Source organism: Pseudogemmobacter sp. TB195 (assembly GCF_058313095.1).
Map to the genome: position 1 here is coordinate 106,498 of NZ_JBZEGG010000004.1, position 12,777 is coordinate 119,274.

Annotated in this window: 9 protein-coding genes and 1 pseudogene; 3 read left to right on the forward strand and 7 right to left on the reverse strand. The window is 63.6% G+C overall.

The features are described 5' to 3' along the window. Nucleotides 1-88 precede the first annotated feature (88 nt). The 3 genes from proB to epmA all read right to left on the reverse strand — a co-directional run bounded on the left by proB (nucleotide 89) and on the right by epmA (nucleotide 3,483). A complete protein-coding gene (gene proB, locus AC4FS3_RS06260) occupies nucleotides 89-1,222 on the reverse strand; it encodes a glutamate 5-kinase (RefSeq protein WP_491019900.1) in 1,134 nt (377 codons plus the stop codon). Continuing rightward, complete coding sequence (gene obgE, locus AC4FS3_RS06265) at nucleotides 1,219-2,244, reverse strand: GTPase ObgE (RefSeq protein WP_198836774.1); 1,026 nt, start codon at nucleotides 2,242-2,244, stop codon at nucleotides 1,219-1,221. The genes proB and obgE overlap by 4 nt, the downstream gene beginning before the upstream one ends. A gap of 180 nt (nucleotides 2,245-2,424) precedes the next feature. Then, a complete protein-coding gene (epmA, locus tag AC4FS3_RS06270) occupies nucleotides 2,425-3,483 on the reverse strand; it encodes an EF-P lysine aminoacylase EpmA (RefSeq protein WP_491019798.1) in 1,059 nt (352 codons plus the stop codon). 113 nt (nucleotides 3,484-3,596) lie between these two features. Between epmA and efp the strand changes: the two genes are divergently transcribed. Continuing rightward, the gene (gene efp / locus AC4FS3_RS06275) at nucleotides 3,597-4,163 is read left to right on the forward strand and encodes an elongation factor P (RefSeq protein WP_198836773.1); all 567 of its coding nucleotides are present in this window, start codon (nucleotides 3,597-3,599) and stop codon (nucleotides 4,161-4,163) included. A 277-nt stretch (nucleotides 4,164-4,440) separates the two neighbouring features. Further along, entirely contained in the window at nucleotides 4,441-5,238 is a 798-nt protein-coding gene (locus AC4FS3_RS06280) for an alpha/beta hydrolase (protein WP_491019799.1), read from the forward strand. 87 nt (nucleotides 5,239-5,325) lie between these two features. On the opposite strand, the gene AC4FS3_RS06285 is transcribed toward AC4FS3_RS06280, so the two are convergent. Further along, nucleotides 5,326-6,087, reverse strand: coding sequence for a HugZ family pyridoxamine 5'-phosphate oxidase (locus AC4FS3_RS06285; RefSeq protein ID WP_491019800.1), 762 nt, complete (start codon nucleotides 6,085-6,087; stop codon nucleotides 5,326-5,328). A 306-nt stretch (nucleotides 6,088-6,393) separates the two neighbouring features. On the opposite strand from AC4FS3_RS06285, the gene AC4FS3_RS06290 reads away from it, so the two are divergent. Then, entirely contained in the window at nucleotides 6,394-8,067 is a 1,674-nt protein-coding gene (locus tag AC4FS3_RS06290) for an ABC transporter ATP-binding protein/permease (protein WP_491019801.1), read from the forward strand. A 64-nt stretch (nucleotides 8,068-8,131) separates the two neighbouring features. Here AC4FS3_RS06290 and AC4FS3_RS06295 read toward each other — a convergent pair whose 3' ends face one another. The 3 genes and pseudogenes from AC4FS3_RS06295 to AC4FS3_RS06305 all read right to left on the reverse strand — a co-directional run. Continuing rightward, nucleotides 8,132-10,252, reverse strand: coding sequence for a TonB-dependent receptor domain-containing protein (locus AC4FS3_RS06295; RefSeq protein WP_491019802.1), 2,121 nt, complete (start codon nucleotides 10,250-10,252; stop codon nucleotides 8,132-8,134). Between the two features lie 178 nt (nucleotides 10,253-10,430). Next, a complete protein-coding gene (locus tag AC4FS3_RS06300) occupies nucleotides 10,431-11,243 on the reverse strand; it encodes a HugZ family pyridoxamine 5'-phosphate oxidase (RefSeq protein WP_491019803.1) in 813 nt (270 codons plus the stop codon). Nucleotides 11,244-11,739: 496 nt separating this feature from the next. Beyond that, a pseudogene (locus tag AC4FS3_RS06305) lies at nucleotides 11,740-12,651 on the reverse strand (IS5 family transposase); the annotation flags it as partial. Nucleotides 12,652-12,777 lie beyond the last annotated feature (126 nt).

Consider the following 12,777-nt stretch of genomic DNA (forward strand, 5'->3'; position numbering starts at 1 on the left):
CCTTTTCAGGCCTTCCTCTTGATTACATACTCCGGGCGTCCGGGGGCTGGCCCCCGGCTGTCAGACCCGCCCGTATCCCCGCTCGGTTTCACATCACCATGTCATCACGATGCACCAAAGCCGCCCGGCCCTGATAGCCCAGTATTGCTTCGATCTCGCCCGAGCGATGCCCGGCAATCGCCCGTGCCTCGTCAGATGTATAGCGGATCAGGCCCTTGCCAAGCGCTTCGCCCGAGGGCCCGATGATCCCCACCGGCTCGCCGCGCCCGAACCGCCCTTCAACTGCGACCACTCCGGCGGGGAGCAGGCTCTTGCCCTGACGCAGCGCCTTTACCGCGCCCTCATCCACCCGGACCCGGCCCTTTTCCTTCATCGCATTGATCCAGCGTTTGCGCGCCGCCTGCGGATCGGCCTCTGCCACGAACCAGGTCCGGTTCGCCCCTTCGGCCAGCGCTTTCAGCGGCCGCAAGGGCGAGCCCTCCATGATCGCCATGGCGCAGCCCCCGGCAACGGCCGTCTTCGCCGCCATCAGCTTGGTCTTCATGCCCCCCTTCGAGAGCCCGGAGATCGGATCCCCGGCCATCGCCTCGATCGCGGGCGTGATGTGATCCACCAGGTCGAACCTCACCGCCGTCGGATCTTCCTTCGGATTGGCGGAATAGAATCCATCCACATCCGACAAAAGCACCAGCTGATCCGCCCCCGCCGTCACCGCGATCTGCGCTGCCAGCCGGTCATTGTCGCCAAAGCGGATCTCATCGGTCGCGACTGTGTCATTTTCATTGACGATCGGCACAACGCCAAGCCCCAGCAGCGTCTCCATCGTCGCGCGGCTATTCAGATAACGGCGCCGGTCGGCGGTATCCTCCAGTGTTACAAGGATCTGCGCCGTGGTGATGCCATGCGGCGCCAGCACCTCTTCATAGGCGCGCGCCAGCCGGATCTGCCCGACCGCCGCCGCCGCCTGGGCCTGTTCCAAAGACAGCTCGCCCGAGGCCGGCAGCCCCAGAACCATCCGCCCCAAAGCGATCGAGCCCGAAGACACCAGCACCACCTGGGTGCCGCGAACCCGCGCCTCTGCCACATCCAGCGCCAGCGCAGAAAGCCAGGCCTGGCGCAGCCCCTTTGCGCGGTCGACCAGCAAGGCCGAGCCGATCTTCACCACAAGACGACGCGCGGCCCGGATATCGGGCGCCTGCAAAACGCTCACTCTGTCGCTCAGGGCTGCCACGGCCCGCTTTCCTCTTCTTCGACTCCGGTCATCCGGATCTCTGCCATCAATGCCCGCAACACTTCGGTGATCCCCTTCTGTGCTGCGCCCGAAATCACATAGACCGGGCCGCCGCTCGCTTTTTCCAGCGCCCGCCTGCGATCCGAGATCTGCTTCGCATCCATCGCATCGGTCTTGTTCAGCGCCAGAATGCGGGGCTTGTCGCCTAAGATTTCGGAATAGGCCTCCAGCTCCGTCACAATCGTGCGGTAATCTTTGGTGATGGTCGAAGACGTCCCGTCCACCAGATGCAGCAACACCTTGCAACGCTCGACATGGGCGAGGAACTGCGTGCCAAGGCCGCGCCCCTCAGACGCCCCCTCGATCAGCCCCGGAATATCGGCCATCACGAATTCACGCCCGTCAATGCCGACCACACCAAGGTTCGGCACCAAAGTCGTGAACGGGTAATCCGCGATTTTTGGCCGCGCATTCGACACGGCCGCGAGGAATGTCGACTTGCCGGCATTCGGCAGCCCGACCAGCCCCGCATCGGCGATCAGCTTCAGCCTGAGCCAGATCGTCCGCTCCACCCCGGGAATCCCCGGATTGGCCCGGTTGGGCGAGCGGTTGGTCGAGGATTTGAACTGCAGATTGCCCCAGCCGCCATTGCCGCCCTGGGCCAGCAGCACGCGCTGCCCCGGCTCGGTCAGATCCGCCAGCACGGTTTCCTCATCCTCATCAAGGATCTCGGTCCCCAGCGGCACTTTCAGGATAATATCATCGCCCGATTTGCCGGTCTTCTGGCTGCCCATGCCATGCTGGCCATTTTTGGCAAAGAAATGCTGCTGGTAGCGATAGTCGATCAGCGTGTTCAGCCCCTCGACCGCAACCGCCCAGACCGAACCGCCACGCCCGCCATCGCCACCATCCGGTCCGCCGAATTCGATGAACTTCTCGCGCCGGAACGAGACACAGCCCGCGCCACCGCCGCCCGAGCGGATATAGACTTTGGCAAGATCAAGGAATTTCATCTGGGCATCTTTCCGAACGGGCGTATGGCACTTTCCCTCCGCCGATACAGGAGAAGCGCCCCCACCTCAAGCGACGCGGCCCCTTCACGCGCCAACTGCCGCTTTCATCTGTCCAAAAATATCCCGGGGGGCTGCCGCAGGCAGACGGGGGCAGCGCCCCCTGACCCGGCCAGCCCGGGATCACCCCGCCGGAACCCATATTACATCCGCGATCCGCGGCGCCCCCAGGGCCAGCATCACCAGCCGGTCAAACCCAAGCGCGCAGCCCGCCGCCGGCGGCATCAATGCCAGCGCTGCCAGAAAATCCTCATCAATCGGATAGGTCTCGCCGTAAAGCCGCGCCTTGATCGCCATTTCCTCCTCAAACCGCGCGCGCTGCTCCACCGGATCGGTCAATTCGCCAAAGCCATTGGCCAGCTCCACCCCGCAGGCATAGACCTCGAAGCGTTCAGCCAGCCGCGCCTCCCCCGGCACGCGCCGTGCCAGCGCCGCCTCGCAGGCCGGATAATGATCGAGCACCGTCAGCCGCCCCAGCCCCAGATGCGGCTCGACCCGCTCCGAAAGCACCCGGCTGAAAAGATCCGACCAGGTCTCGCCCGCCATATGGCGGATCCCCGCATGGTCCATCTGCGCCGCCAGCGCCGGCGCATCGGTGACGCCCGCCGCATCCATCGTCGCCATGAGATCAATCCCGGCATGGCGCGAAAACGCCTCCGCGACGCTCAGCCGCTCAAAGGGCAGGCCCGGATCACAGACCCGGTCGCGAAACCGCAAAACCCCGTCCGGCTGCGCAAGCCGCAGCCAGGCCGCTATATCCTCCATAAGCCGGGTGTAATCCTCGCCCACCCGGTACCATTCCAGCATCGTGAATTCCGGCTCGTGCAAAACCCCGCGCTCGCGATTGCGCCAGACATGCGAAAAGGCGTGAATGCGGGTCTCACCAGCCGCCAGCAGCCGCTTCATCGCAAATTCCGGCGAGGTATGCAGATACATTTCGCGCGCGCCGCCATCATTGCCGATGGCCGTGGTGCGGAAGGCGTGCAGATGCGCCTCATTGCCCGGGCTGACCTGCAGTCCTGCCGGATCAACCTCGGTAAACCCCTCTTCCGCCAGCCATGACCTGATCCGCGCCTGGATGCGGTTGCGCTCCAGCAAGGCCGGGCGCCGGTCCGCATGGCGCGACGGCTGCCACCACTGACCCTGGCCCGGATCACGCATTTCACCGTCTCTGCCGCTCATCTTCGCCATTCCTGCTGGAAATCTGACACATCATACGCTAACCGGAGCGCAATCGCTGGCCGGAGCCTTCAGCCTTCCCGGTCGCGCATCCGCATATCAAAGGATATTCACCCGTGAAAGTCATCGCGTCATCGCTTCGCAAGGGCAATGTGGTTGAGGTGGACGGCAAACTCTACGCCGTCCTTTCGGCCGAAACCTATCGTCCCGGCAAAGGCACCCCCACGACCTCCGTCGATATGCGCCGCATCTCGGACGGGGTGAAGGTCTCGGAACGCTGGAAAACCACCGACCAGGTCGAAAAGGCCACCGTGGACGAACGCGATTACGACTTCCTCTATGAGGATGGCGAGGGCTTCCATTTCATGCAGCCCGAAAGCTATGACCAGGTCGTCGTCACCGCCGACGTCATGGGCGACAGCAAGGTCTATCTGACCGAAGGCATGCGTTGCTACGTCAAGACCTATGAAGGCGCGCCGATCGCCATCGAAGTGCCGCAAAAGATCACCGTCGAAATCGCCGAGACCGAGCCGGTCGTCAAAGGCCAGACCGCCTCCTCCTCCTATAAGCCCGCGATGACCACCTCGGGGCTGCGGGTGATGGTGCCGGCCCATATCGGCGCCGAGACCCGCATCGTCATCAATACCGATGACAATTCCTATGTGGAACGCGCGAAAGACTGATCGCGGACTTGCGCCAGAGCATCAGTGACACCACAGCCAAAAGGGGCAGGGCCGGACGCCCTGCCCCTTTTCTCATCCGCCCCGCCGCGAAGCAGAGCCGGGCTGCCGGCACCCCCGACCGGACGGGCGACCCGGCCTCGACGCGTCAGGCCATAAGGCCCTTTGTCAGCGGGACCATGGACCCGACGATCTCCTGTTCCTGCTGCGCGAGCCGGTCTATACCTCAGGAAGGGCCATTCGCCCGTTTACGGGCAGAGACCCAGAGAGGATGAGCTGAATGACGCGCCCGCCCTATGCCTGGCCTGATCCTGACCGTGACTATGCCAATGGCGCCTTTATCGCAGATGCCGCGCTCTTCCCCGCCCGCTGGACAGAAATGGCCCGTGCCTTCCGGGACAGCCTCGGCACCCGTGCGCGCCCTGATCTGCCCTATGGCACCGGGCCACGCCAGGTCTATGATCTCTTCGAACCGGAAGGCACGGCCCGGGGGAGCGTCCTCTTCATTCATGGCGGGTACTGGATGGCCTTTGGCCGCGAGAGCTGGTCGCATCTCGCCGCCGGCCCGCTCGCGCATGGCTGGCGTGTCGTCATGCCGTCCTACAGCCTCGCCCCCGATGCAAGCCTCACGCAGATGGTGCAGGAGATGGCCCATCTCACCCGGCTGATCGTGCAAGACCATCCCGGCCCGATCATCGCAACCGGTCATTCCGCAGGCGGACACCTGGCCGCACGTCTTGCCTGCACCGATCTTGCCTTGCCCATCGCCCGCACCGTCCCGATCTCGCCCCTCAGCGAACTTGGCCCCCTGATGGCCACGAAAATGAACGAAACGCTGCGGATCACCGCGGATGAGGCCGCCCGCGAAAGCCCCGCGCGCCTGAGGCTCGCCCCCGGCATCTCCGCCCATATCCATGTCGGCGCAGAGGAGCGCCCCGCCTTCCTCGCACAGGCCCGTATCCTCTCGGAGGAATGGTCCTGCCCCTGGTCCGCTGCCCCGGGCAAACACCACCTGAACGTGTCCGACGCCCTCGCCGATCCGGAATCCGCGCTCACGAATACCCTTCTCGCGCTGTGATCTTCCTGCTGATCTGAACACTCCCGGGGTCAGGGGGCCTGGGGTCAGGAAGCAGCCCCCCCCCTCACCCTCGATCTGCCCCGCCGGTCAGACGCCGGCCATCCGCGCGGCTGCGGCCATAAAGCCCTCTGCCGTCACCACCCGCTCCGGCAGGTCGAGCCGCAACAGCCGCTCGCCCGAGGCCAGAACCAGCCCCGCCGGATCCAGCGCAATCGCCTTCCAGCGCCCCGCCGCCGCCCCGGCGCCAACAGCCATCTCGCCCAGTCGTGCCGGTGCGGCATTCAGCTCTGCCAGAACCGCGCCCTCAGCCGCGATCAGCCCCTCTGCCCCGGCAAGATCAATGCGATAGGCGTCGAACCCGATATCCGAGGCATTGCGCCCTGGACCGCCGCCGACAGTGACGCCCAGAACCTCGATCCGGAACAGCGCCGCATCGGGGAGTTGCAGATAGAGCTTTGCTTTCGGGAACCGCGCCGCGTAGCGCGCGCTCAAGGCCGCCATCCGCTCCGGCCCGACCCGCTTTGCATGACCCACAAGTGTCATCCTCGGCTGCGTCAGCGCGTCCGGCCTGTCAAACCCTGCCAGCGCCAGCGAGACCCGGTCATCGGCTGCGATATTTCTTGCATGCAGCGCCAGCCGCGCGGTGAAAAACACCGGGCTTCCATCGTAATCGGGCAGGATATTGGTCACCACACCATAAGGAAAACCGCCGGGATCCAGCGTCGAGAGCGCGGCATTGCGGCTTTCGTGCAAAAGCACCTGGCCCGCCCCACGCGGATCGAATTCCGCAGCTGCACTCGGGTTGATCTCGATATCACGCGGAGTGATGGCGGCGTCTATGCTTGGCATGGGAGGTCTCCGGATAGCCTTTGGTCACAAATCCGCTGGCTGGAACTCGGGCTACGGCGCGGCGGACGATAGCCAGCCCGCCCTGCATGCGAAAGACCATATTGCGACCCCTGCGACAAATTGCTAGCGCAGGGACAGTCCCTTGCCGCCAGCCGGTCCGGGCGGGCCCTTCCTGAGAAGAAGGCCCCGTGACCGTGACATAAGCGCGAGCCCCGAGCGGCCCCTGCAACAGATCCGCATCCTCTCGCGCTGACGCCCTGCCGCGCCAACGTTGAGACATGCGGCGCGCATATAAAGCGGACAAATATGAGAAAGCTCGCAGGCCGCATCTGGCGGCTGACCAAAATCGCGCTCTCCGGCCCGGGGACATCGATTGCCCTTTTCACCTATTCCATCGTTCTGGGGCTGCAATTCGCCGGCGTCTGGATCTCGCTCCGGACCATTGCCTGGAACAAGGCCTTTTTCGACGCGCTCGAACAGATGAACGCCCCCGAGGCGATGCGTCAGATCGGGGTGTTCTTCGCGCTCACCATGACTTCGGTTGCGATTTTCCTTATCGGAGAATGGCTGCGCAAACGGCTTTTGATGCGGCTGCGCAGCCGGCTGACCGCGCGCGCCCTCGACCTCTGGGTCGGGCGCCGGGCCTATTGGTATCTCAGGCCGGGGTTTTCGGCAGTGCCGGTCGACAACCCTGACCAGCGCGTGGCCGAGGATTGCCGGATTTTCGCCGAGAAACTGCTGATCGAGACCCTCGATCTGATCTCGAATATCGTGGCGCTGGTCTCTTATGTCACCCTGCTCTGGACGCTTTCAGACTTCACTCTCAGCTTCAGCATCGCGGGACATGATATTGAAATTCAGAGATATATGGTAATCCTTGCCTTTCTCTATGTGGCCATATCCTCGCTTGCGACGCATTTCCTTGGCCGGCCGCTGAAGTCCCTGCTTTTCACCCAGGAAAAACGCGAGGCCGATTTCCGCCATGCCCTGGTGCAGCTGCGGGAAGAGGCCAGCCCCATCGCGCAATCGGGGGGCGAAGCGGCCGAGACGCGGCGGCTCTTGCGGCTTTTCGGCGCCTTGCGTGTCAACTGGAACCAGCTGATCCGGCGCGAATTCATCTTTGGCCTTTTCTCACGCAGCTATTTCCAGACCGTGCTGCGGGTGCCGACATTCTTTGCCCTGCCGGCCTATTTCGCGGGGGCGGTGACGCTTGGCGGGCTGATGCAGCTTGCGGCGGCCTTCTCGAATGTCGTCACAACGCTGAGCTGGTTCATCTTTTCCTACCGCGATCTGGCGCAGTTCGTGGCCGTATCCGAGCGTCTCGATGGCCTTTTCGCCGCAGCGGCGCGGCCAGAGCTGCGCCCGGAACCACCCCGGGCGATCACCCGCGCCGCAACAGAGGATGGCGGGCTGCAGCTGCGCGGGCTGCGTCTTTTCACCCCTGAGGGACGGGCGCTGGCACCGGTTCCGGATCTGACCCTTGCGCCCGGCGAACGGCTCTGGATCACGGGGGCGTCCGGCCAGGGCAAAAGCACGCTTGTCGCCGCGATCACCGGCCTCTGGCCCTATGGCGAGGGCCAGATCGGGCTGCCGGCCCATGCCCCGACCGTGCTGTCGCAAGAGCCGCGCCTCTTCCCCGAAAGCCTCGCCGCCGCCGCCTGCTACCCGCTGGACCCGGCGGAATGCGATCCTTTGCAGATCGAGGCCGCGCTGCGCCTGACCGGGCTTGGCGCTGTTTCCCCCGATACGCCCCTCAAGACCCTTTCCGGGGGCGAGCGCCAGCGGCTCGGCTTTGCACGGCTTTTGCTGGCGCGGCCCGGCTTTATCATCCTGGACGAGGCGACCAGCGCCCTCGATGCGGCGGCGGCCGACGAGATGCTGGCGCTGTTGACCCGTGATCTGCCGGAGGCGACGATCCTTTGTGTCTCACATGATGAGCCAAAGGCGCTTGGAACCTGTCAGCGCCTGACGCTGGGCTGATACCAGCCTATGAAAAGGCCGGCCCCACATGACAGGGCCGGCCCGTTTCAGTCGCGATATCCGATCAGAACCGCGCGGTCATCCCCATGATAAAGGTCCGGCCCCGCCCGGATTCAGACCGGTAATTGTTCAGCCCCGAACCAGCATAGCCATAGGTCTTGTCGGTAACATTCTCGACCGAGAAGAAGGCCTGAACCGTGTCATTGATCTTATAGCTGCCATAGAGATCCCAGAGGTCATAGGCTGCGGTCTCCTGCCAGCCATTGAAGAACTCGGCCTCTTTGCCGGTGCCGACATAGCGATATTGCGCGCCCAGTTGCAGCCGCTGATCGAGGAGCCGCACACCGAAATCGACGGTCGCCACGCGGTCAGGCTGGATCGAGCCTTCCCCATTGCCGCCACCGGTGCCGAAGCCCGTCGGCACATCATCGGTCTTGCTGTCGGAATACCCTATATTGACGTAATAGAGCCCGGCATCATAAGCGCCCTCGATCTCGACGCCATGGCTTTTCACCGTGCCATCGGTATTCACCCAGCGAACCACGCCGCCCTGCAGATCATTGACGATGTAGTTTTTGATCCGGTTGTTGAAGTAACCAACCTTCAGTCGCACCTGGTCATCGGCGCTGAACAGCCCGTCACGCCGCCAGTTCACGCCCAGATCAACGCCTTTCGACAGTTCCGGCTTCAGATCCAGATTGTTGTTGTTCGAGCTGCCGACACCGGTGTTGAACGGCACATTGGCATAGAACACCTCATGCGAGCTTGGCGGCCGGAAGGTGTGGGAATAGGTGCCGTAAAGCTCGATCTCCGGTGTCAGATCAAAGGAGAGACCGAGCTTCGGCAGCACTTCGCCGCCCGAGCGTTCGACATATTCATTCGCCGGAGCCGTCCGGGTGCCCGAAACCTCCCAATGATCATAGCGCAGACCGCCGATCAGGCTCCAGCGGCCAAAATCGGCCACCGCTTCGGAAAACAGCGAAGATTTGTCGAGCGTTCCCGGATGGTTGCCACCGCGCCGCTCATAGGTTCTGAAGTCGTTTTGCTGCCAGCTGACGCCGAAGGTCAGATCAAGGTTCACGCCATTCGACAGATCGACATTGGCATGGTTCGTCAGGCTCGCGCCTTTGGTGACATCGGCGGTGCGCCGCCCGGTATAGCCACCGGTCGAGCCGGGGCGGTAGTTCAGCTCTTCCTCATTATGGAACAGTTCGAGATCAAGGTTGATCCACTGATTGTCCGGCCGCCATTTCCAGGACAGCGTGTCGGTCTGGTTGTCGATATCCCAGTTGTAATTCGAGTTGATGAACTGGTTGCGATACCAGCGGGTGCCGAAGGCGAATGTATGTTCGGAATTCGGCTTGACCTCGAATTTCACCAGCCCGCCCTTCGGCGAATTCGAGGCGCCCTTGCCCGCGACCACGATGCCCTCGCCATTCTCGTAATCGCTTTGCGAGGTATGGGCGATCGCGGCCATCACATTGACCTCCCCCTCACCGCCCCAAAGGCCGGTAAAGCGCTGCCCGTAAGCCAGCATCCCCGACTGGTCATAGCCGTTCGAGCCGCCCTTCAGCCGCAGCATCCCGCCACGCGTCTCGCCCTCCGGCACAACATCATCAATCGCGAGCGTGCGGAAATTCGCAGCCCCCGTCAGCGTGCCGGAGCCATGGGCGCCCGAAACCGCGCCGCGCACCACTTCGACCGCGCCGGTCAGCTCGGGATGCACATAAAGCATCGAGCCGCCGGAGGATTCGTGGCCGCCGATATTTTTGAAGGTCTGCGGCACGCCGTCGATCATCGCGGTGACCCGGCCATAGCCGCTCATGCCACGAATATTGACCTCGATCCCCGGCTGGTTGGCCTGCTGGCGCGAAAACACACCGGGGATTGCGCGCAAGGCGGTCTGGGCATTGCCGGAATAGCGGCCAAGGATATCGGCGCCGGAAATCGCGCTGACCGGGGCCGGTGTCTCATAGACCGCATCGCCTGCGACGCCGAGCGTAAGCCCTTCGCCGGTCAGGAAGATGGTGCCCAGGTTATGCGGCACCGCCGTGCTGGTCTCGTCTTCACCTGTGGTCTGCGCGGTGGCGGAAAGCGGGTATTGCGCCAGGATGCTGCTGCCCAGCAAAAGCGCGAAGAAACGGGTCGAGAAAAGGCGCGGATATGCGCCATGAGGATAGGACATTGCTGTCTCCGGATCTGACTCAGGGAAATGACTTCCCCTGGATCGCCGGTGCCACAGATATCCTGGCCCAACTGTCTCGGATCGTGTCTGGTGCCGGACGCATCACGCCCGGGCGTCAGCGTTTTAGGAAATAGTCTCGTCCGGGGCAATGTGGCGGCGCGAATTTATTAAACAGAGATTAAAGTTTCCCCCGAAGTTGCGGCATCGCCGCCACGGCAGGCAGCGCCCCCCGGGCCTGGACACAGAGCCCCGCGAGCATCGCGCGCAGCTCTGCCCGGCTGATGACACGCTGCGGAAACCAGATCCTGTACAGGGCACGTTCAGCCGCCAGGTCGATCCCCTCGGGGTCTATGGTCGCGATCCGCCAGCGCCCCCGCGCGCCGCCCGCCTTCGCGGTCAGAAAGGCGAAACTCTCGCGATCGGCCTGCAGGCGGGCGATCTCTTCGGCCTCATGGCGCATCAGATCATCGGCACCGGCGAGATCGCAATGCAGATCTGCCACTGTCAGCTGATCGGTATTGCGCGCGGCCCCGCCATTGAAATGGATCGCCTCGACCGCCACCCGGAAAAACATGGTGTCTTTCAGAGGGATATAGGCCGAAGCCTTGGGAAAGCGGCGCCGGTATCGCTCGCCCGCGATGCGCGCGGCCTCGCCCTCAAGCGGGAGCGCGCGTCCAACCAGCGTCATCCGCCTTTCGCTGACCACATCCAGCCCCTCGGCCTGCGCCAGCGTCATCGAGATCCGCGGATCAGCAAGGATATTGCGCGCATGCAGCGAGATCCCCGCAGCATAGAACAGCGGACTGCCATCGGGTTCCACCGAGAGATTGGTCACCGTGCTGTAAGGATAGCCGCTGTGCTGATCGAGCGTTGCCAGCGCAATGCTGCGGCAGCTGCGCAAGAGATCACGCGCCATCTGGCGGGCATCAAAAGGCGCGGCGGCGATCTGGTTGATCGGCACGCGGCGCGGGGTGATGGCGCTGGCGCCCATGGTTCACTCTCCGGCAGGTCGGTCGGCTTGCCGGATGGCTGGCATCTGCCCGAACCCTATCCCGGAGGCGGGGCCCGCTTCAAGCCCTTCCGGAGCCAGTGTCCTGCAGGTGAAGAAAGGACCTTGCGGACGCGCTGGATGTTTCAGGCAGAGGTTGCCACGAACTTGTTGAACCAGTGATATTCCCCGCCCGGAAGACGATGGGCCTGTTCCGCGACGTGATCCGGCAGATCGAATCTGTACCCCGATTTGCGATCCTGCACATCGGCGCTGATTTGTGTGCGCAGGAGCCTGTTTAACCTGGTGGCGAAATCCTCATAGCGGTCGATGCCCCCGATGAGGTGAAGCGGTTCTGGCCCGGTAGCGCAGGGAGTTCTTACAGACCATCCGCAAATTCGCGGCTTTCTGGCAGGCATTGACGACCTGCTCGTGGCTCTGTTGCACAAATTGGCTGATAGCCGAGGTTTCCCCTTCCCCGGACAGACCTGTTTCCCGGCTCTGTGATGGGCATTCCGAGCGCGGTGCAGCCGTTCATGACGGCGATCCGAACCTGAAGTTCCGCGACCTGGCGATCGAAGTCCCGCGCCATGAGACGCTGACCCGGAAGTTTTACACAGTGTATCCTGGTTTCGACGCGGCTCTGGCGGTGGTATCCGCTCTATCGTCGCCACAGGGTGCGGCCCGGATACTTCGAGGGCCGCAAAGCTTCGTTGCCTGCGATGGCACCGGCGGTGACGGTCTTCCAGGGGAGCGCCTTCCGGCGAGGCGGGATGACCGCATCTGCGCCACGCCCGGCAATAGCGTCATGGCAATTGCGGGTGTCGCCGGCACCGTCTGCCGTGACGCTGCCGATCTCCTGATCCTCGGGAATCCGGTCGGGCAGAACCGGAGCATCACCGATGTGGCTTCCCGTGATCCCGACGGCGTGGACCTCCAATACTCGTTCGTCGATGCCGATTTGGATTTTGCGCCAGACCCGCCGTTTGGGGCCGCCATGCCTGCGGGCGTTCCACTCACCTTCATCCTCGACCTTGATCCCCGTACTGTCGATCAGCAAGCGCAGCGGCCCTTTGGAACCGCGATACGGAATGGTCACGGCCAGTCGCTGCTGGCGGCGAGACCGCGTGCTGAAGTCGGGCACCGCCCGGTTCCGACCCATCAGCCGCAAGAGGCTCTCGACGAACCCCGTCATTTGCCGCAACGCCATGCCGGACAATACCTTCATCGAAAGGCAGGTCTGAACGGCCGCATCGCTGCCGGCCTGCTGCCGGCTACGCTCGCCCGTTGGCGCGGCAACCCGGTTCATCCCGGGGTCGAACCAGATCGTCAGCGAGCCGCGGCGCTTGAGCACTTCATTGCAGGCCGGCCAGTTCCTGGTCTTGTAACTCGGGCGCGCCGGCCTGCTCATGCCGCCTGGTTATCACATTGGATTCAAAACGTGAATCCAGTCACCGGATTTGTGCAACATAGCCTAAATGATCTGACGTGGCGCCAAAGTGCGAAAACCCTGAACTGGACGGACCAGCCACCAGAG